Raw genomic sequence first — 20,861 nt, forward strand, 5'->3', positions numbered from 1 at the left:
CAAAGGAGGATATTGAAAAAGTGGATGTTAATAGTTTGAAAGCAAAGAAGTTTAAAGAAATGGTAGCTGTTGGTAGACAGCGCCTGGATGAACATACAGAATATGTGAATTCTCTAAATGTATTTCCTGTACCGGATGGTGATACAGGAACAAATATGAACCTCTCATTTACGAGTGGAGCTGATGCAGTAAAAGAGATATCTAACGAAAATATTGGAGATGTAACGAAAGCACTAGCTAAAGGGCTTTTGATGGGAGCAAGAGGAAATTCTGGGGTTATTTTATCTCAGTTATTCAGAGGTTTTTCAAAAGCGTTAGAAGGTAAAGAAACAGCTAATGCACAAGATTTAGCACAAGCTTTTCAGTCTGGTGTGGACACAGCGTATAATGCGGTAATGAAACCAGTAGAAGGTACTATTCTGACAGTTGCTAGAGAATCTGCCAAGACAGGAATGAAAAAGTCAGAAGAAACTGATGATGTCATTGAACTAATGGAAACAGTTTTAGAAGCAGCGAAACGCTCACTAAAGAAAACACCTGAATTATTGCCTGTTTTAAAAGAAGTAGGTGTTGTAGATAGCGGCGGGCAGGGGCTTGTATATATATATGAAGGCTTCCTGTCATCTTTGACCGGAGAAAAACCGAGCGAAGATAATGATCCTAACCTAGATGAATTGGTACGTGCTGAACATCATAGAAGTGGTGTACATGAACATGTGAGCACTGAGGATATTACTTATGGATACTGTACAGAAATCATGGTGAAAATTGGTGAAGGCGAAACAGTAGAAAAAGAATTTGACTATGATGAGTTTCGTAATTACTTAAATGAGCTAGGCGATTCTTTACTAGTTGTTGCGGATGATGAAATTATTAAAGTTCACGTTCATACAGAGCGTCCAGGCAAAGTAATGAACTATGGTCAGAAATTTGGTTCACTGTTAAAAATAAAAGTTGATAATATGCGTGAACAACACTCTGCATTAGCAGAAGATGAAGAGAGTCAAGTCAAGGAAGAAAAAGAATTTGCGGTCATTGCTATTGCACCAGGAGCAGGACTTAAAAAATTGTTTGAAAGCCTGGGAGTAGATTATGTACTCCAAGGTGGACAAACCATGAATCCAAGTACTGAAGATATCGTAAAGGCGATGGAGAAAGTCCCTGCGAAGCAGTATATTATTCTTCCAAATAATAAGAACATCTTTATGGCAGCAGAACAAGCCGTTGCTGTTGTAGAAGCAAAAGCAGCTGTCGTAGCCACTCGAACGATTCAACAAGGACTTACTGCGATGCTTGGATATAATCCAACTATGGATATGAATGCAAACCAAACGTCAATGACAGATGAAATTGATATGGTTAAATCTGGTCAAGTAACATTTGCAGTAAGAGATACTGAGTTGAATGGTCTGGAAATAAAGAAAGATCATTATATGGGGATAATTGATGGGGACATTAAGGTCACCGATCCCGATTTGTTTGAGGTCACTATAAAAACAATTAAAGCTATGTTCGATGATGAAAGTGAAATTGTGACGATACTAATAGGAGAAGAAGGTTCTCAAAAAGAAGCAGAGAAATTTGCTGAAATTTTAGAAGATGAATACGACGATATCGAAGTTGAAATTCATAACGGTGGACAGCCGGTATATCCTTATCTCATCTCTGTAGAATAAAAAGATACAAATAGAGAAGCAACTTAAGTCGTTGTTGTTTTCTCTATTTTTCTTTATTTGGGTAGAAAGGAGAGAAGTAATGATACTGTCAATCGATGACATGGTAACCAGTTTAAGTGGTGTTGGAGATAAAAGAGCCGAGGCATTAAGTGAACTAGGGATAAAGACGATTAGAGATTTACTAACTTATTACCCTTTTCGTTTTGAAGACTTGACAACTAAATCGATTGAGCAAATCGAAGACAATGAAAAAGTAGTTCTTGAAGGTATCGCAATATCAGAAGGAACGGTCTCATATTTTGGAAGAAAGAGAAACAGGCTATCTTTTCGCATAAACTGTGACCATGTTATCGTTCCAGTTACATTTTTTAATCAACCTTATTTAAAAAAACAAATTGAAGCAGGGAAAGAGATCAAAATATTTGGTAAATGGGATGCAACTAGGAAACAGTTGAGCGGCATCAAGATTCTCTCTTCTCATTCAACGAGTAGTCAAGAAGCTATTTATCATACTTCAAAGAAAATTAGACAATCGACGATTTTTCAACTCATAAAAAAAGCTTGGGAAAAGTATAGTGAGGTTATACCAGAAGACTTTCCGGAAACCTTGCGTCAAAAGTATCATTTAATGTCATTTAAGGATATGATCTATTTTATGCATTTTCCTACAAAAGATAGGGAAATAGAACAAGCAAGATATTCTGTAATATTTAGAGAGTTTTTTTCTTACCAGCTAAAAATGATATGGTTGAAAAAACAAATGAAAATGAACCGCAACGGACAAAAGATTGATTATGATGTTAAACAACTCATTACTTTTTTTGACTCACTTCCCTATGAATTAACGGCTGCACAAAAAAGAGTGGTAAATGAAGTATGTAAGGATTTAAAGACAGAAGGTCAGATGTTTAGACTTATTCAAGGGGATGTCGGTAGTGGAAAAACGGTAGTCGCTGCCTCTGCTATTCTAGCAGCAAAATCTGCTGAGAAACAATCAGCCTTGATGGCCCCAACAGAAATTTTAGCAACGCAGCATAAGCAATCGTTAGATGAAATGTTTGATAAGACGGAGATAAACATAGCGCTTCTTACCGGTTCTACCAAGCGAAAAGAACGAAATGAAATCCTTGAACAATTAAGTAAAGGGGAGATAGATTGTCTCATCGGCACTCATGCATTGATTCAAGAAGATGTACTTTTTGAATCACTTGGTTTAGTTATTACTGATGAGCAACACCGCTTTGGGGTGAATCAGAGAAAAGTCTTAAGAGAAAAAGGACAAAACCCTGATGTACTCTTTATGACAGCTACTCCTATCCCTAGAACACTTTCTATTACGACATATGGTGAAATGGATGTTTCAATTATTGATGAGATGCCTTTAGGAAGGAAACCAATCAAAACGTATTGGATACGTCCGAAGCATTTTGATCGTATGACTAATTTTTTAAATAATGAATTAGCCAAAGGACATCAAGTTTATGTCATTAGTCCTTTAATAGAGGAATCAGAAATGATGGATGTTGAAAATGCAACGGCTCTATATCATATGTACCAGGAAATTCTTGGAAAAAAGCGTACCGTCGGATTGTTGCATGGGAAAATGCCAGCAGCTGAAAAAGAGGCTATCATGGAAAAATTTCAGAGAAACGAAATACAAGTTCTTGTTTCAACTACGGTTATTGAAGTTGGGGTAAACGTATCAAATGCAACATTAATGATTATTCACGATGCCGATAGATTTGGCTTAGCTCAGCTTCATCAACTTAGAGGACGTGTAGGGCGAGGGGAACAAGAATCCTATTGTATTCTGATTGCGGATCCTAAGGGAGAAAAAGGAGCCGAACGGATGCAAATTGTATCTGAAACAACTGATGGATTTGTATTGAGTCAACGTGATCTTGAGATGCGTGGTTCAGGTGATATTTTTGGGAAAAAACAATCAGGACTACCGGAGTTTAAGGTAGGTGACATTGTTGAGGACTTTGACATATTGGAAAAAGCGAGAAAAGCAGCCCAACAATTGATTCAAACAAGGGCGTTCTATACCGATGAGGCCTATACTGCTTTAAGAGATGATTTGGGAATCACAGAAGATAATGTCATGTTTTTAGATTAGATTTTATATTTAAGGAGGATATATATGAGAATAGCGGTAGATGCAATGGGTGGGGACAATGCGCCATCTGAAATAGTTAAAGGGTGTATTAAAGCTGCGAAAGAATTTAGTGATATTACACTTATCCTTTACGGAAAAGAATCTCTTATTCGTAAAGAGCTTACTGAAGAGATCGGAAATATAGAGATTGTACACACTGATGAAAAAATATTAAGTGAAGATGATCCAGTACGTTCTATAAGAAGAAAAAAAGAAGCGTCAATGGTAAAAGCAGCTTTGTCAGTAAAAAAAGGAGAAAATGACGCCTTGTTTTCAGCTGGGAATACCGGAGCTTTATTAGCAGCAGGAACGTTATTGATTGGAAGAATGAAAGGTGTCGACAGACCCGGACTGTTAGCTACTTTTCCGTCACTCGCTGATGAGGAATCTGTCTTCCATATGATTGATGTAGGTGCCAATGCCGATTCAAAACCTTTAAACATTAATCAATACGCAACGCTTGGAACATTATACTCCAAACGTGTTCATGGAAAAGAAAAGCCCACAGTTGGCTTGCTGAATAATGGAACAGAAGACAATAAAGGAAGTATGCTTACAAAAGAAGCCTATCAATTACTTGAAAAGAATACTGAGATAGAGTTTATAGGAAATATAGAAGCGAGAGAGTTATTAAATGGCGTAGCAGATGTAATTGTTACAGATGGTTTCACAGGAAATGCTGTTTTAAAAACAATTGAAGGTACTGCGATTTCAATGATGAATATCTTGAAAGACTCCATCTATAATAATGGGATGAAAGCTAAAGTCGGTGGTCTATTACTCAAAGATAGTTTAAAAAATGTGAAGGATCTATTAGATTATTCTAAGCACGGCGGAGCTGTCTTGTTTGGGGTCAAAGCACCGGTAATTAAAACGCACGGATCTGCTACACAAGAACCTGTTTATCATACCATTCGACAAACGAGAGATATGCTTTCATCGCATGTGCTTGAAGAATTGATTGAATATTTTGAACAGAGCAATGACTAAAGCGATCAATATAATTAGTTAAAGTTGTGAATGAAATTATAAATTACCAAAAAAAGATGGAAATTACAAAATGAATACGATACAATTACAATTGCCTATTAAATGATAATTTGGTAATAGTCTTATGAAAAATAACTAACGGATTTTATTATTCTTATAAGGAGCGAAGAAAATGACAAAAGAAGAAGTATATGAAAAAATAGAAGCAATAATTGTCGAAAGATTAGGTGCTGATAAAGATAAGATTTCCAGAGATACATCTTTCCAGGATGATTTGGGTGCCGATTCTTTAGATGTTGTAGAGCTTGTTATGGAAATGGAAGATACTTTTGGCAGAGAAATTTCTGACGAAGAAGCTGAACAAATTACCACGGTTGGAAAAGCGGTAGATTTTGTACATTCTAATTTATAAAAAAATTTCGTTTCTAACTGTTATAATATAATGAGAGTAAAATGATAAAAAATGTTTTGATTTTAAACTAATTGTTATAAAATTAGAATAAAGCATTGATATGTTAATGAAAAGCGTGTATAATTCGATTTATATTATTAAACTTTTAATTAGAAAATAGTGATAGTTTAGTAATCTTCTATGGAAAAGTACTATTAAATTTTAATAGAAGGAAAGTATAGGAGGTTAAGTAGTGGCCGTCGAACGTAGTTTGTTAGAGGTTAACAACTTGGAAACAGGTTTTCGTTTTGGAGATGTATACCATAATGCAGTAGATGATGTTTCATTAACATTAGAAAATAATGAAATACTGGCTATTGTAGGAGAATCAGGATGTGGAAAATCCACCCTGGCGACATCAATTATGGGGCTGCACGATCCGAAAAACACTGAAATCAAAGGTGAAGTAATCTATAAGGATTTAAACCTTCTTGATTTAAATGAAAAGTTGTATAACCGTATTAGAGGAAATGACATAGGAATGATTTTCCAAGATCCGCTTGGATCATTGAATCCATTAATGACGATTTATAATCAAATCTCAGAATCCCTTGAATATCATTCAGATTTAAATGAAGAACAAAGAAGAGCTAGAGTGTTGGAATTATTGAATCAGGTTGGAATACCAAGACCTGAACAAATCATGAAGAATTATCCACATGAGTTGTCTGGCGGGATGAGACAAAGAGTAGTTATTGCAATTGCTTTAGCCAATAAGCCACCAGTAATTATAGCAGATGAACCAACGACTGCTTTAGATGTAACCATTCAGGCTCAAATTCTTGATTTAATGGTTGATATACAAGATGAAACAGGCTCTGGAATAATTTTAATTACACATGACCTAGGTGTAGTTGCTGAAACAGCCGATAGAGTAGCTGTAATGTACGCAGGTCAAATAGTGGAAGAGGCACCCGTTGAAGAATTGTTTGCCAATCCTAAACATCCATATACGCGGTCTTTGTTGAACTCTATACCACATGAGTTGGAAGATGATGATGATGAATTGCATGTTATACATGGAACAGTTCCGTCATTACAGAAGCTACCAAGAAAAGGATGCCGATTTGCTCCGCGAATTCCGTGGATACCAGAAGACTCACACGAAGAGAATCCAGTCTTACATGAAATTAGTCCTAACCACAAAGTGAGATGTACGTGCTGGAAACATTTCCACTTTGAAGGGGAGGATGAATAATATGGGGTTTTTAGAAGTACGAGACCTTAAAGTACATTATCCAATACGTGGTGGTGTGTTAAATCGGGTTCAAGATCATGTTAAAGCAGTTGATGGGGTTAACCTATCTATTGAAAGCGGAAAAACGTATGGCTTGGTAGGAGAATCTGGCTCTGGTAAAACAACGATTGGTAAAACAATCATTGGGCTTGAAAAAGCGACATCCGGAAAGATTCTTTATGAAGGTGAAGATGTCACAAATAAAGCACGCAGTAGAAACAAGAAATTCGAAAATTATAATAAAGATATTCAGATGATTTTTCAAGATGCTACGTCATCCATGAATCCTAAAAAACGAATTATTGATGTTATGTCGGAACCGATGCGTAACTACTTCAATTACACACCACAAGAAACTAAAAAGAGAGTTGCTGATTTGTTGGAGATTGTGGGCATGAATGCCGAAGCTATGTATAAATATCCTCATGAATTCTCAGGAGGGCAGAGACAGAGAATCGGAGTTGCCCGAGCGGTTGCGAGTGATCCAAAATTGATCATTGCAGATGAACCGACTTCAGCGCTAGATTTATCAGTACAAGCTCAAGTACTTAACTTCATGAGACGTATTCAGAAAGAATATGATCTGAGTTATCTCTTTATTTCACACGATCTAGGTGTTGTTCAACATATGTCAGATGACATAGCTATTATGCATAGAGGACGGTTTGTTGAACAAGGATCAAAAGAAGAAATTTACAAGAATCCGCAGCATATCTATACGAAACGTTTATTATCGGCCATACCAGATATGGATCCTACAACGCGTGCGGCACACAAAGTAGAAAGACAAAGAGTGGAAGCAGAATATGATGCTCAAGAAACGGATTACTACGATCCTAAGGGACGTGTATATGATCTTCAGCGATATGATGAAGAGCACTATGTAGCCTTAAAACCGGAAGAACCTAATGCATCTCTGCAAAATGAAAATGTCAATACGGGAGGCGGAAATTAATCATGTGGAAAACAATTATTAGACGTGTACTCTTAATGATTCCTCAAATCCTTATATTGAGTATTTTGATTTTTATTCTTGCTGATTTTATGCCGGGGGATCCGTTTACTGGACTAGTCGATCCCAATTTAGATCCTGCTCAACTTGATGCTATGAGGGAGGCATATGGATTAAATGATCCGCTCCCAGTCAAATATGTAAGATGGATGAAGAACGCCCTTCAGGGAGACTTTGGTCGTAGTTTCAACTACCAACAACCTGTAACAGCAGTTATTGCTGGAAGAATGGGAAATACAATAAGATTATCATTGCTATCAATTATTTTAACTTATTTAATTGGTCTGCCTTTAGGGATTTTGGCTGGACGATACAATGAATCAATTTTAGATAAGACCGTTCTGGTTTATAACTTTGTAAGTTTTGCTGTTCCAATTTTTGTTTTAGCACTTCTTATGGTTTGGGTATTTGGATATAACTTAAATTGGTTCCCAGCCCGTGGTAGTATTAGTGTTAATGCAGTTACCCAGTGGGATAAATGGATGAGTCAGCTTTATCACTTACTGTTACCTTCAATAACCACGGCTATACTTGGGACAACCTCAATTATACAGTATTTGCGAAGTGAGATTATTGATGCGAAAGTTTCTGATTATGTTAAAACAGCCCGATCTAAAGGTGTACCTATACAAAAAGTGTATACTAAGCATATATTTAGGAATGCTTCCTTACCCATTGCCTCTGGATTTGGTTTCACCATCGTAAGCTTATTTACAGGATCCATTTTTATTGAAAAGATTTTTACGTACCGTGGAATGGGGTATTTGTTCCTCCAATCAATCAATACAAGGGATTACAGCGTCATATTTGTTCTTGCTTTGTTCTATGGTTTCTTAGGTTTAATAGGAACATTGTTATCTGACGTAATTCTTATGGCCGTTGATCCGCGTATCCGTATTGATTAATTAATAGCTTTTAAAGGAAGGAATGAATATATCTTATGGCAACAAATAAAGATGCAGAAGCTGCAGTTTTATCTGAAGATAAGGCCACTTCTGCCCCACCGATGGGATTTAAAGTCATTGTACGTGAATTTATGAGAGATAAGCTTGCATTGTTCTCGTTGATTTTGTTGATAGCTATATTAGGGACCGTATTTATCTGGTCATTTATAATTGATCAGGATGTCGTACAGACTGTTAGTCTATGGGACTCTTATTTACCGCCTATGGCTATGAGTGAAGATCCTATGTTTGAGGGAACCAGATATATATTAGGAACAGATTCAGCTGGACGTGATATTTTTGGTCTACTGTTAATCGGGGCACGTAATTCGTTGCTTCTTGGGTGGACGGTAACGGTTGTTACCAGCGCTATTGGTATTGTTGTCGGAATACTTGCTGCATATTATGCAGGTCTAGTCGATAATATAGTAATGCGTATTATCGATTTCATTACAATACTTCCACAATTAATGATTATTATTATATTCGTAACCATTGTACCTAATTATAATGTGGCTACATTCGCGGGTATATTGATATTATTTAACTGGCACGGACAGGCACGATTTATTCGTGGACGTGCATTAACTGTAGGACGACTAGACTTTATAAGTGCTTCCAAAACAATGGGAACACCGTCAATCGTTATTATGCTTCGCGAAATGATGCCAAATATAAGTTCATTAATCATAGTTAACTTGACTTTGAACTTTGCAGGCAGTATCGGCTTAGAAACAGGGCTATCTTATCTTGGGTTTGGTCTACCAACCGGAACACCAAGTTTAGGTACATTAGTTTCCTATGCCACTAATCCAGATATTCTGGAAAATAAAGCTTGGGTTTGGTTACCAGCTTCAACCTTAATACTTGTGTTGGTGCTGTGTATAAACTATGTCGGCCGTGCGCTACAGCGTGCAGCAGACGCAAAACAAAGATTAGGATAAGAAAAGGGGAGAGTTAATATGTCAAACAAGAAAAGATATAGCATGCTAGCAAGTACTGCAGCCGTTGCATTTATTTTGGCAGCTTGTGGTAATGGGGATACCGACGATAATACAGGGAATTCAGGTAACGGATCTGATACTTCTGAAAACACTGATGAAAATGCTTCACCCGGGGATGAAGCAGAACCTGTTACATTTGATCAGCGTGTTGAAAATGAAGGTGAGCCTATTGATGGTGGGACATTGAGCATTGGATACGTTTCTGACTCACCATTCACAGGAATATTCAGTTGGGAATTATATACTGGTAACCCTGATGCAGATATTATGTCATATACGATGGGTACGCTATTTGGATATGATGAAAACTATCAAATCGATGACTCTGGTGCCGCTTCATTTGACTTGGACCAAGATGCAAATAAAGTAACGATCACGCTAAAAGACGATGTTTTATGGCATGATGGAGAACCCGTAACAGCAGGTGATATAGCTTTTGCCTATGAAATCATAGGTCATCCTGAGTATACAGGCGTTCGTTATAGTGGAGACTTTGCTAATATTGTGGGTATGGAAGAATATAAAGATGGTGCTACTGACTCTATCGAAGGTATCACTATTGTAGACGATAAAACAGTTGAAATCGAATATCAAACAGTTGGAGTTCAAATGCTTCAAGCTGGTGGTGGTGTGTGGTCATACGCTGCACCTCGTCATTATCTGGAAGATGTCCCGGTTGCTGAATTGGAATCAGCTCCAGAAATTCGTGAGAACCCAATCGGATTTGGACCATTTAAGGTCGATAATATCGTACCTGGTGAGTCAGTTTCTTACACAGCGTTTGAAGATTATTACCGTGGCGCACCTAAAATTGATCGTATCGAATTAGAAACTGTTCCAACAACGACAGCTGTAGCAGCTATGGAAAATGCACAATATGATTTATTCATGAGCATGCCTACAGATCAGTTTGAGAACTATGAAAACATTCCAGGTTATACCAATCTTGGTATCGATGATACAGCTTACACATATATTGGTTTCAAACTAGGTGAATGGCAAGAAGCTGAAAAAGACGAAGACGGTAACATCGTAGAGCCAGCTCAAAACGTTTATAATCCTGATTCCAAGATGGCAGATAAGAACTTGAGACAAGCTATGGCATATGCTATTGACAATGATGCTGTTGGAGCAAAATATTACCAAGGTTTACGTCGTCGTGCGAACTCACCAATCATCCCTAACTTCTCTGACTATTATAATGAAGACTTAGAAGGATACCCATTCGATCCAGATCGTGCTAATGAAGTTCTTGATGAAGCTGGATATGAAGACACAGATGGTGATGGAATCCGTGAAACACCAGAAGGCGAAGAATTAGTTATTAACTTTGCATCAATGTCTGGTGGAGAAACAGCTGAGCCTATCGTTAAGTACTATATGCAGTCATGGGAACGTGTTGGTTTGAAAGTTGAATTGCTTGAGGGCAGATTACATGAATTCAACTCCTTCTATGATCGTGTTGAAGCAGATGATCCTGAAATTGATATATATCAAGGTGCTTGGAGCACTGGTTTTGATCCAACCCCTGAAGGCTTGTACGGTCGTTTAGCACCATACAACTATACACGTTGGGCAACAGAAGAAAATGACGAGTATATGGAAGCTATGACAAGTACGGAAGGTTTTGACCTTGAATGGCGTCAAGAACAATTCAAAGAATGGCAAGAGTACTTCATGGACGAATTGCCAATCATCCCTACATTGTTCCGTAAAGCTGTGACACCAGTTAACAACCGTGTCGGTGTTTATGACATCACTGTTGGTGAGAATCCTGATACTGAGGGTGTAGGTTTACACACGCTATACTTGATCAGTGAAGATCGCGCAACTGAATAATTTTTTAGATGATTTGAAAGATGGATAGTTTGATAAAAAGCCACTTAGTATAACTAAGTGGCTTTTTTAATCTATATTATTTGAACCTGAAATGTAATTAATGTAACATGAACAATAGATTAAGAGCTTTCATTTTTAAAAGTTCGAATTCAAAATAACAGAAGAAGAGGGCTATATATGTTTTTGGCATGGAGAGAAATTAAATATTCGAAAACGCGTTTTGTATTGATAATTGGAGTAGTGGTACTGATCGCTTACCTTGTTTATTTTTTAACAGGCTTAGCATACGGACTTGCTCAAGAAAATCGTATGAGTATAGATAAGTGGGATGCTGATGGTATTGTATTGGCTGATGAGTCAAACTTAAATATAAATATGTCAATGTTTGATAAAGAGCAAATGGAAGAAATAGAAGCGTCTGAAAAAGCATCTGTAGGTGTTGCTCCAAGTGTTGTCCAACTGGAAAATCAAACATCCGAAGAGAGTAAAGTTAATATTACTTTTTTTGGCGTTGATAAAGAAGAATTTATTTTTCCTGAGGTAATTGAAGGAGAAGAATTTAATAAGGACAAAGAAGCTATCGCAAATATAAGTTTGAAAGAAGAAGAAGGCTTTGAGATTGGCGATGAAGTATCATTAGCTGGTGCGGATTTAACTGTTGAAATTGTTGGGTTTACTGATAATGCTAAATTTAGTGTTGGCCCAGTATTATACATAAATCAACCGACTTATCAGCAAGTTAGGGCTAGCGGATTTGGTGAGAGGGAAGAAGAAATAATTAGCGCAATTGTTGTAAGAAGTGATGCTGAGGAACTTGGGGATGTAAACATTGGTAGTGATGATCTAGAGCTTTATTCTATAAGCGAATTTATATCTAATCTCCCAGGATACACAGCTCAGGTACTTACTTTTGGTCTCATGATTGGCTTTTTGGTGTTAATTGCAGCGATGATTATTGGGATATTTATTTATGTTCTGACATTACAAAAATCATCTATTCTCGGCGTGATGAAAGCACAAGGCATTTCATCAGCCTATATTTCCAGATCCGTAATAGGGCAGACATTCCTTCTATCGGTCATGGGGGTATTTACAGGGTTAGGGTTAACTTTACTAACAGGTTTACTCCTACCGGCTGCCGTTCCGCATCAATATAATTTTATATTCTTGTTATCAATAACTGCTTTGCTGATCACTGTTGCCGTAGCCGGAGCCTTTTTATCAGTCAGGACAGTAGTTAATATAGATCCATTAGAAGCAATAGATTAGGAGATAATTATGAAACTTATTGAATTAAAAGAAGTGAATAAAACGTTTCAAGACGGTAGAAAAACAATAGAAGCATTAAAGCCCACAAACTTTTCTGTAGAAGGAGGGGAATTTGTTGCTATTATAGGCCCTAGTGGTTCTGGAAAGAGTACGTTTTTAACTATTATAGGAGGACTACAATCACCTACAGAGGGTGAAGTGCTTATAAAAGATCAAAAATTTAGTAATTTAGATGAAAAGGAACGTGCGAAGAAGCGTTTTAATGAGATTGGTTTTATTCTACAGGCTTCCAATCTTATTCCATTTTTAACAGTAAAAGATCAATTGAAGCTAGTAAATAAAATAAAAAAAACTAAGCTTGACGAACAAAGGGTAGAGAATTTGCTATCTGAACTTGGGATTAATAAATTAATGAACAAATATCCAAGTGATTTATCTGGAGGAGAAAAGCAGCGTGCTGCAATTGCAAGAGCAATGTATCATAATCCATCGGTAATACTAGCAGATGAACCGACTGCAAGTCTGGATACTGATCGAGCCTTCGAAGTAGTGAAGATTTTGGCTAGAGAAACTAAAAAGCAAAATAAAGCAACAATCATGGTTACCCATGATGAAAGATTAACAGAGCAGTGCGATGCAGTTTATGTTATGAAAGATGGCGTATTAAAAAATAAACAGGAAGAGTAGGCGATATTAAATGGGAAAAATAGTTAGTGTCGTAGGCGCTGGCGTAGCCGGGTTGGCAAGTGCTATCCGATTGCAGAACGAAGGCTATATTGTGACTCTTTATGAAAAAGAATCATTACCAGGTGGAAAAATGAACCAAATTAAAAAAGATGGTTTTACATTTGATGTTGGTCCAAGTATTGTAATGATGCCTGAAATTTTCAAAGAAGTTTTTGAAATTGCTGGACGTAATCCAGATGATTATATTCCAATGACACGACTTGATCCTATGTATTCTGCTTATTTTGAGAATGAACGCATTGATGTTTCTTCAGATTTGGTTAAAATTATAGATCAGCTTGAAGGAATTAGTGAGGAAGATGCAAGTGGTTTTCTTGCTTATTTAAAAGATATTTATGATCGTTTTCTCGTTGCAAAAAAATATTTTATTGAACGTCCATTTAGACATGCTAGTGATTTTTATAATCCCTTTATGATTCATCAAGCTTTGAAATTAAAAACATTTGATAGTGCCAATCATTCTATTGCGAAATTTGTTAAAGACAAACGTCTTCAGCAAATACTAAGTTTTCAAACGCTATATATAGGGATATCACCAAATAATGGCCCATCTCTATATACCATTATACCTATGATAGAATATTTATATGGTATATGGTTTATAAAAGGCGGCATGCACACAATGGCCAGCTCAATGGAACAATTGTTTCTAGAGTTAGGTGGAAAGATAAATTACAATTCACCCGTTGATGAAATCGTGATTGAAGATAAAAAAGCAACAGGTATTAAAGTAAATGGGGAGAAAATTATTTCTGATTACGTGATGTGTAATGCGGATTTCCCTTATGCCATGAAAAATTTGATAAAAGATAAAAAAGCCAAAGGAAAGTACACAGATAAGAAAATAGTGAGTATGAAATACTCATGTTCTTGCTTTGTTATGTATTTGGGATTGAATAAGAAATATAATGAAGTCGAACATGTGCATAACTTTATTTTCTCACAAGATCTTGATCAAAATCTAGAGGCTATTTTTGAGGGTAATTTATTAGATAATGGTTCATTCTATGTCTATATAGCTTCAAAAATGGATAAAGACTTAGCGCCTGAAAATAAAGATGGCCTATATATTTTACTGCCCGTTTCTGATTTGGCTACCGCAAAGTATAAATGGACAGAAGAAACGAAAAATTATTATCGTAATCAAATACTGAATAAGCTTAAAACAATTGACGGTTTTGAAACAATAGAAGAGGACATCATATCCGAAAGTTACATGACTCCGGTAGACTTTGAACAAGATTTTAATGCGTATAATGGTGCAACCTTTGGATTAAGACCAACATTAAGACAAAGTAATCATTTTAGACCGCAGGCAAAGGCCAAGCACACAGAGAAGCTATATTTTACTGGCAGCAGTACGCATCCAGGTGCAGGCGTTCCAATTGTATTGACCTCGGCTAAAATAGCGACTGAAGAATTAATGAAAGATGATAAGTAATATAGGTGAATAGAAACGACTTTAGCTTTTTCGGATTTGTGCACATTGAATTGTTAAAGTTTATTAATTTCACTTTAAATATATGAAAAAAAGAGCCAAATTTTATATTCCTGGCTCTTTTTGACGTCTTATAATTTAAAGTAGTCTTTCAAGTAATCTGCTAATCCGTTCTCATCGTTAGTTCTTTGTGTTATATCATTACTTATGCTTTTTAATCGTTTTGTTCCATTCGACATAACAACCCCGTGCCCAGCATACTCAATCATTTCGTAATCATTTTCTTGATCACCAAAAGCCAAAATGTTTTCTCTGCTGACATTATAGTAATCTGCGATACGTTCTAATCCCATAGCCTTTTGTACACCTGCTGCAACTACTTCAAGACAAGGAGTAGTGCCACCCCACATGCGTACTTCAACTGAACCTTTATATTTTTCTATAATACTCTGCTCAATTTTTTTCTGATAATTTGAAGTCGTTGTAAATACACCAATAGAAGTAGGATCTTCTTGAAGAATGTCTGGCCTTAATTGCTTACTCATTTGAATGCCTTCAGGGAAAAAATCTGGATATGGTATATATTCTCCTTCAATATAAATAGATGTTTGAGATTCTGCCGCTATTAATTGAACATCAGGATTATCTTTCAGAGAAAGCATAGATAAGGCAAGGTCTTTACTCAGAGTTTTATGATAACCATGATTAAAAGATTTTTGAGAAGGATTATGCATCCACGCACCGTTAAAGTTTACAATAGGCGTATCTAATGTCAGCTGTTTATAGTAGTAGTGACTGTTACGATAAGGTCTTCCGGTGATAATAGAAACAATATGACCCTCTTTTTTTAGTTTCTCTATGATGTACTGTGTTTCTTTTGTTATTTGAGACTGATTGTTTAAAGTCGTCCCGTCTAAGTCCAACGCAATTAATTTTTTTTGCATATTATATCATCCTTTTAAAAATCGCTTTTGTGTATCTAAACCAGTATACCAAAGCTGGATAGAAAAGTATAATAGTTAAAACGGTTCGTTTTTGATAACGAATCCCATCATATGATTGAAAACAAAAAAATTATGATTCAAAAGAACAAAATATGTTAACATAGAAGTGTGAGGAGGTTTTCTTATGAGGGAAAAGAAAACAGAATGGACTGAACAGAAAATTGTAGATATTAAAGAGCAGATTATGGAAGCATTGGAGAAAGTTATCGATCCCGAACTAGGGATTGATATCGTTAATTTAGGTTTAGTATATGAAGTTGATTTATTCGATGGAGGCTTTTGTGAAATCAAAATCACCTTAACCACCATTGGATGTCCATTGGCTGATGTTATCACTGACGATATACTCAATGCAGTGAAACCTATTTCTGATATAAAAGAGACTCAGGTAAAATTAGTGTGGTACCCTGCTTGGGATCCTTCTAGAATGAGTAGATATGCACGAATTGCTTTAGGAATAAGATAAAGAATGCTCTCAATAACGTTAAGGAAATTCATCCTGACCCTTTATTGAGAGTTTTTTACTGGTATAATAAGAGTTAGAATATAAATGTCAAGAGGTGAATTTATTCATGGATTTTGTTCCTTTACAGACAATAAGTGCTTATTCTCTATTAGAAAGCAATATAAAGATTCCTGAACTTGTATCTAAAGCTAAAAAACTAGGATACACCAGCCTCGCATTGAGTGATTACGAAGTCATGCATGGAGCGGTCGAATTTTACTTGGAAGCAAAAAAGCATGGTATAAAACCAATTATTGGTTTAACCGTCAATATATATGAGGATACAGAGTCAGATGAAGGCTTATCTATCGTACTGCTAGCTGAAAATGCATCTGGATATAAACAACTCCTCGCATTGTCGAGTAAAATAAAAGTTAATCATGAAAAAATCACACCCAATATATTGCAAGAACATATTGGTAATATAACAGCTGTTATTGATTTTGGAAGCTTAAATAATTACCTTAGTGAAACATCTGAACGAGTAACAGTAATTTTAAAAGATATAAAAAAAATAATTAAGCATGTATATTTAGGCATTGCCCTTACCAATGATACTATTGAAAAAACAAAAAACATTATTCGATTATCAGAGGAGATATCAATTCCAGTAGTTGTCAGCGAGCCTATTAATTCAATTGATGAAACAAGTACTATGTCCATTGATGTTCTAAATGCTATAAAGGAACAGGAAACGATTGAGTACCGGAATTATAAAAGTACATCTTCTTCGTTTTATTTACAAAAGCCTGAAATAGTGATCGAAAAATATAAAAAAAATAATTTAAATGATGCTTTAAAACGAACTGTAACTATATCAAAATCTATAGACTTAAATCTAGAGTGGAAAAGTACATTACCACAATTTGATACGCCCAAACAAATGAGCTCAGCAGAATACTTAAAGGAAATTGTTCATTCTCGTTTGAATGAAAAACTTCCCGATCACTCTAGCATATATGATAAAAGAATTGAAAAAGAACTTAGTACTATAATAAAAATGGGTTTTGCTGATTACTTTTTAATTGTATGGGATGTTATGAAGTATGCTCATCAAAATGAAATAGTGACTGGGGCAGGGCGAGGGTCTGCAGCGGGATCCCTTGTTTCTTATGTACTGAATATTACTGATGTCGATCCGGTTGCTTATGATTTACTTTTTGACCGTTTCCTAAATGAAGAAAGATATACCATGCCTGATATCGATTTAGATTTTCCAGATGATAAAAGAGAAAGTATCTTGAAATATGTATTGAATAAATACGGTGCAAATCACGTTGCTCAAATTGCAACCTTTGGAACATTTGCAGCTAAGATGGCAATTCGTGATACAGGGCGTGTGTTCGGCCTATCTACCGATGAACAAAAGAAATGGTCTGATGCAATTCCAAACAAATTAGGAATCACTTTGAAAAAAGCCTATAACGATTCAGAAAAATTGCGTACACTTGTAAATAATAGTGATAAACATAAAATGATCTTTAAAAATGCTATAGATATTGAAGGCTTACCTAGGCATGTTTCAACACATGCAGCCGGTGTTGTTATTTCTAAAGAACCTCTGATAGAGACTGCCCCTTTACAGGAGGGGAATGGCGCTATGCCTCTTACACAATATACTATGAACGATGTTGAAACAGTTGGTCTATTGAAAATGGATTTTTTAGGTCTGAAAAATCTATCAATTCTCTCAGATTGTTTAAAAAACACAAAACAGTTGAAGGGGAAGGTTAAGGAGAAATTAGCGAGCATTCCATTAGATGATCAACCTACACTTGATTTATTTAAAGATGGAAATACTAAAGGTGTTTTTCAATTTGAATCAAGTGGAATACGTCGTGTTTTAAGAAAATTAAAGCCAACAACCTTTGAAGATATTGTAGCTGTAAACGCCCTTTATAGACCGGGACCTATGGAACAGATTGATTTATATATAAAAAGAAAAAATGGTCAAGAGAAGATTAAATACATTCATGAAGATTTAAAAGATATTCTCGAAGTGACCAATGGAGTTATGATATACCAGGAACAGGTTATGAAAGTTGCGAAAGAAATCGCTGGATACAGCTTATCTGAGGCTGATATTTTAAGACGAGCGATATCAAAAAAAATAAAAAAAGAGATAGATGCAGGGCGCAAGCAATTTGTTGCGGGAGCCAACAATAAAGGCTATGATGAGGAGACGGCTAGTCAAATTTATACACATATCGAGCGTTTTGCAGATTATGGATTCAATAGATCTCATGCTGTTTCTTATTCAAAACTTGCGTTCCAATTAGCGTATTTTAAAGCTAATTTTCCAGCAGTTTTTTTCGTTTCACTTATGCGGGCGTCGTCAAACAATAAAGATAAATTAAAGTCATATATGCTTGAGGCAAAACAAAGTGGTATCCAACTGATTCATCCAGATATCAATAAAAGCGATGCAAACTTCAAAGTGGCGAATGAAAACATAATTTTTGGATTAAATACATTGAAAGGCTTAAGAAAAGATTTCATTCAACACATTTTATATTTGAGAAACAAATACGGCGATTTTGAAGATTTACTGTCATTCATCAATACTATTGATGAACGGTGGAGGAAAGAACGCTACTTACTTCCTTTAATTCAAGTCGGTAGTTTTGATCAAATGAGTTACAACCGCCGAACGATGGTAGAATCACTAGAATCAATGCTTAATAGTGTGAATATGAGTAATGGGAATATTGAGTTGTTTGAATCTTTGGCACCTAAAATACAAAAAAAAGATGAATATAGTCTTGAAGAAAAATTAAAGCAAGAATTCGAAGTGACGGGCTATTATCTATCCGGTCATCCTACAGAGAAATATATGGACATGATAAAAAAAAATGACATCACTTTTATTAATGATTCAATTCAAAACAGGGTGCAAATGTATCTCATGTCTGTCGAGGAAATAAAAAAAATACAGACTAAAAGAGGGGAGCCTATGGCATTTGTTGAAATGACTGATGCGTCTGGAGAAGCAACGGGTGTCTTATTTCCTGATAACTATCGTAAATATGCTAAAGAATTGCAAAAAAATAAATTGTTTATAGTAAAAGGAAAAGTTGAATTCAAAAAAAATAAATGGAATATATTGGTGGATTCTCTGAGAAAACCTGAATCCTTGGAACCAAAGAATCAGGCACGTCTGTATTTAAGATTTGAAAATCTAAAAGAGGACAGAAGGAAGTTCAATGACATTCTGACATTACTGAACAATCATCAAGGTGATACCGATGTGATAGTGTATGATCAATCATTGAATAAAAAAGAAAAACTAAAATCCACCTTTCGATTCAATAAAGATGCAGCTACAATCAATGCCATGAAGAAAATATTAGGTAAAAATAACGTCGTTTTAAGATAATGGTAAGAATCTTATGGGATATTTGTATTTTATAAGACAAGTCAATAAAAACATGATAAGATAAGAAGTGGATATATTTTTAATGATGATTTAAAGATTTCTTGAGTAAAATCTTTCCTCAAGAAATCTAGACATGTTTTATCGCATGTCAATTAAATATGGAAAGAAAATTTGTATTGAAGGTGATGTTGGATGAAAAGAATTGGAGTTCTTACAAGTGGAGGAGATGCTCCGGGGATGAACGCTGCTATTCGCGCGGTTGTTCGGAAAGCACTCTACGAAGATATGGAAGTTTACGGAGTGAATTATGGTTTTGCTGGGCTTGTTGCTGGTGATATTAGAAAATTGACCAGAAGAGATGTCGGCGATATGATTCAACGTGGAGGAACATTCCTTTACTCTGCACGTTACCCACAGTTTGCTACAGAAGAAGGTCAATTAAAAGGAATTGAGCAACTTAAGCGATTCGGTATTGAAGGTTTAGTTGTAATTGGTGGAGATGGTTCTTATAGAGGAGCTTACGCTTTAACTAAACACGGATTTCCTTGTGTCGGCGTTCCAGGTACAATCGATAACGACATTGCAGGTACAGATTATACGATTGGTTTTGATACAACAATCAATACAGTACTTGAAGCATTGGATAGAATAAGAGATACAGCCACCTCACATATTCGTACGTTTGTTATTGAAGTTATGGGGAGAGACGCAGGGGACATTGCTCTATGGGCGGGTGTTGCCAGTGGAGCTGAGCAAATCATTATTCCAGAAAAAGATTTTGACATAACTGAAGTAGCTGAAAACATACGAAGAGGACGAGAAAAAGGTAAAAAGCATTCCATCATCGTATTGGCTGAAGGAGTTATGGATGGACAGGAATTCGCTGAAAAACTTGATTCAATCGATAACTTCCATGTTAGAGTAACTGTTCTAGGTCATGTGCAAAGAGGGGGGTCGCCAACGGCAAGAGATAGAGTCTTGGCATCTCAATTTGGAGCGAAAGCTGTTGAAGTTCTTAAGGACGGTCGCGGCGGTGTCTGTATTGGTCTAGACAATGAAAAATTTGTTGAAAGAGAAATTATTGATACCTTGGATAATTTAGAGCATAAACCTAATCTTGATCTTTACAAATTGAATGAAGAAATCTCTAATTAAGTCTAAAAGATATGTTTAACTATTTAAATAATAATTATAAAATTATATAGGAGTGT

Annotated in this window: 16 protein-coding genes; 15 read left to right on the plus strand and 1 reads right to left on the minus strand. The window is 35.8% G+C overall.

The window, feature by feature from the left end; genetic code table 11:
- The first annotated feature begins 20 nt into the window (after positions 1-20).
- The 12 genes from BMX83_RS00125 to BMX83_RS00180 all read left to right on the plus strand — a co-directional run bounded on the left by BMX83_RS00125 (position 21) and on the right by BMX83_RS00180 (position 14,768).
- On the plus strand, positions 21-1,676 hold the full coding sequence (locus BMX83_RS00125; RefSeq protein ID WP_091631637.1) for a DAK2 domain-containing protein: 1,656 nt from the start codon (positions 21-23) through the stop codon (positions 1,674-1,676).
- An 85-nt stretch (positions 1,677-1,761) separates the two neighbouring features.
- Positions 1,762-3,795: an ATP-dependent DNA helicase RecG gene (gene recG, locus BMX83_RS00130; protein ID WP_177170443.1), complete on the plus strand. Its 2,034-nt coding sequence runs from the start codon at positions 1,762-1,764 to the stop codon at positions 3,793-3,795.
- Between the two features lie 24 nt (positions 3,796-3,819).
- Entirely contained in the window at positions 3,820-4,824 is a 1,005-nt protein-coding gene (gene plsX, locus BMX83_RS00135; RefSeq protein ID WP_091631643.1) for a phosphate acyltransferase PlsX, read from the plus strand.
- Positions 4,825-4,996: 172 nt separating this feature from the next.
- Complete coding sequence (acpP, locus tag BMX83_RS00140) at positions 4,997-5,236, plus strand: acyl carrier protein (RefSeq protein ID WP_091631646.1); 240 nt, start codon at positions 4,997-4,999, stop codon at positions 5,234-5,236.
- A gap of 232 nt (positions 5,237-5,468) precedes the next feature.
- A complete protein-coding gene (locus BMX83_RS00145) occupies positions 5,469-6,473 on the plus strand; it encodes an ABC transporter ATP-binding protein (protein WP_091631648.1) in 1,005 nt (334 codons plus the stop codon).
- Position 6,474: 1 nt separating this feature from the next.
- Positions 6,475-7,467, plus strand: coding sequence for an ATP-binding cassette domain-containing protein (locus BMX83_RS00150; RefSeq protein WP_091631651.1), 993 nt, complete (start codon positions 6,475-6,477; stop codon positions 7,465-7,467).
- Between the two features lie 2 nt (positions 7,468-7,469).
- Positions 7,470-8,429: an ABC transporter permease gene (locus BMX83_RS00155; protein WP_091631654.1), complete on the plus strand. Its 960-nt coding sequence runs from the start codon at positions 7,470-7,472 to the stop codon at positions 8,427-8,429.
- A gap of 35 nt (positions 8,430-8,464) precedes the next feature.
- Complete coding sequence (locus BMX83_RS00160) at positions 8,465-9,412, plus strand: ABC transporter permease (RefSeq protein ID WP_091631656.1); 948 nt, start codon at positions 8,465-8,467, stop codon at positions 9,410-9,412.
- An 18-nt stretch (positions 9,413-9,430) separates the two neighbouring features.
- The gene (locus BMX83_RS00165) at positions 9,431-11,311 is read left to right on the plus strand and encodes an oligopeptide ABC transporter substrate-binding protein (RefSeq protein WP_091631659.1); all 1,881 of its coding nucleotides are present in this window, start codon (positions 9,431-9,433) and stop codon (positions 11,309-11,311) included.
- A 177-nt stretch (positions 11,312-11,488) separates the two neighbouring features.
- Positions 11,489-12,580, plus strand: a complete 1,092-nt coding sequence (locus BMX83_RS00170) for an ABC transporter permease (RefSeq protein ID WP_091631661.1) — start codon at positions 11,489-11,491, stop codon at positions 12,578-12,580.
- A 9-nt stretch (positions 12,581-12,589) separates the two neighbouring features.
- Entirely contained in the window at positions 12,590-13,267 is a 678-nt protein-coding gene (locus BMX83_RS00175) for an ABC transporter ATP-binding protein (protein WP_091631664.1), read from the plus strand.
- A gap of 10 nt (positions 13,268-13,277) precedes the next feature.
- Positions 13,278-14,768 carry a phytoene desaturase family protein gene (locus BMX83_RS00180; protein ID WP_091631666.1) on the plus strand — a complete coding sequence of 497 codons (1,491 nt, stop codon included), beginning with the start codon at positions 13,278-13,280 and terminating at the stop codon, positions 14,766-14,768.
- A gap of 128 nt (positions 14,769-14,896) precedes the next feature.
- Here the strand turns inward: BMX83_RS00180 and BMX83_RS00185 are convergent, their stop codons facing one another.
- Complete coding sequence (locus BMX83_RS00185; protein WP_091631669.1) at positions 14,897-15,709, minus strand: Cof-type HAD-IIB family hydrolase; 813 nt, start codon at positions 15,707-15,709, stop codon at positions 14,897-14,899.
- A gap of 184 nt (positions 15,710-15,893) precedes the next feature.
- Here BMX83_RS00185 and BMX83_RS00190 point away from each other — a divergent pair, with 184 nt between their 5' ends.
- The 3 genes from BMX83_RS00190 (at position 15,894) to pfkA (ending at position 20,805) form a co-directional block, all read left to right on the plus strand.
- Positions 15,894-16,235 carry a metal-sulfur cluster assembly factor gene (locus BMX83_RS00190; RefSeq protein ID WP_091631672.1) on the plus strand — a complete coding sequence of 114 codons (342 nt, stop codon included), beginning with the start codon at positions 15,894-15,896 and terminating at the stop codon, positions 16,233-16,235.
- Positions 16,236-16,341: 106 nt separating this feature from the next.
- The gene (dnaE, locus tag BMX83_RS00195; RefSeq protein ID WP_091631674.1) at positions 16,342-19,650 is read left to right on the plus strand and encodes a DNA polymerase III subunit alpha; all 3,309 of its coding nucleotides are present in this window, start codon (positions 16,342-16,344) and stop codon (positions 19,648-19,650) included.
- A gap of 192 nt (positions 19,651-19,842) precedes the next feature.
- Positions 19,843-20,805 carry a 6-phosphofructokinase gene (gene pfkA / locus BMX83_RS00200; protein WP_091631677.1) on the plus strand — a complete coding sequence of 321 codons (963 nt, stop codon included), beginning with the start codon at positions 19,843-19,845 and terminating at the stop codon, positions 20,803-20,805.
- The last annotated feature ends 56 nt before the right edge of the window (positions 20,806-20,861 follow it).

The organism is Alkalibacterium gilvum (assembly GCF_900109085.1).
In the GTDB taxonomy this organism is placed as follows: Bacteria; Bacillota; Bacilli; order Lactobacillales; family Carnobacteriaceae_A; genus Alkalibacterium; species Alkalibacterium gilvum.

Bases quoted from the DNA above. Each gene is read 5' to 3' on its own strand.
- plsX (WP_091631643.1), top strand. From the start codon at position 3,820: ATGAGAATAGCGGTAGATGCAATGGGTGGGGACAATGCGCCATCTGAA.
- acpP (WP_091631646.1), top strand. From the start codon at position 4,997: ATGACAAAAGAAGAAGTATATGAAAAAATAGAAGCAATAATTGTCGAA.
- BMX83_RS00150 (WP_091631651.1), top strand. From the start codon at position 6,475: ATGGGGTTTTTAGAAGTACGAGACCTTAAAGTACATTATCCAATACGT.
- BMX83_RS00155 (WP_091631654.1), top strand. From the start codon at position 7,470: ATGTGGAAAACAATTATTAGACGTGTACTCTTAATGATTCCTCAAATC.
- BMX83_RS00160 (WP_091631656.1), top strand. From the start codon at position 8,465: ATGGCAACAAATAAAGATGCAGAAGCTGCAGTTTTATCTGAAGATAAG.
- BMX83_RS00165 (WP_091631659.1), top strand. From the start codon at position 9,431: ATGTCAAACAAGAAAAGATATAGCATGCTAGCAAGTACTGCAGCCGTT.
- BMX83_RS00170 (WP_091631661.1), top strand. From the start codon at position 11,489: ATGTTTTTGGCATGGAGAGAAATTAAATATTCGAAAACGCGTTTTGTA.
- BMX83_RS00175 (WP_091631664.1), top strand. From the start codon at position 12,590: ATGAAACTTATTGAATTAAAAGAAGTGAATAAAACGTTTCAAGACGGT.
- BMX83_RS00180 (WP_091631666.1), top strand. From the start codon at position 13,278: ATGGGAAAAATAGTTAGTGTCGTAGGCGCTGGCGTAGCCGGGTTGGCA.
- BMX83_RS00185 (WP_091631669.1), bottom strand. From the start codon at position 15,709: ATGCAAAAAAAATTAATTGCGTTGGACTTAGACGGGACGACTTTAAAC.
- BMX83_RS00190 (WP_091631672.1), top strand. From the start codon at position 15,894: ATGAGGGAAAAGAAAACAGAATGGACTGAACAGAAAATTGTAGATATT.
- dnaE (WP_091631674.1), top strand. From the start codon at position 16,342: ATGGATTTTGTTCCTTTACAGACAATAAGTGCTTATTCTCTATTAGAA.
- pfkA (WP_091631677.1), top strand. From the start codon at position 19,843: ATGAAAAGAATTGGAGTTCTTACAAGTGGAGGAGATGCTCCGGGGATG.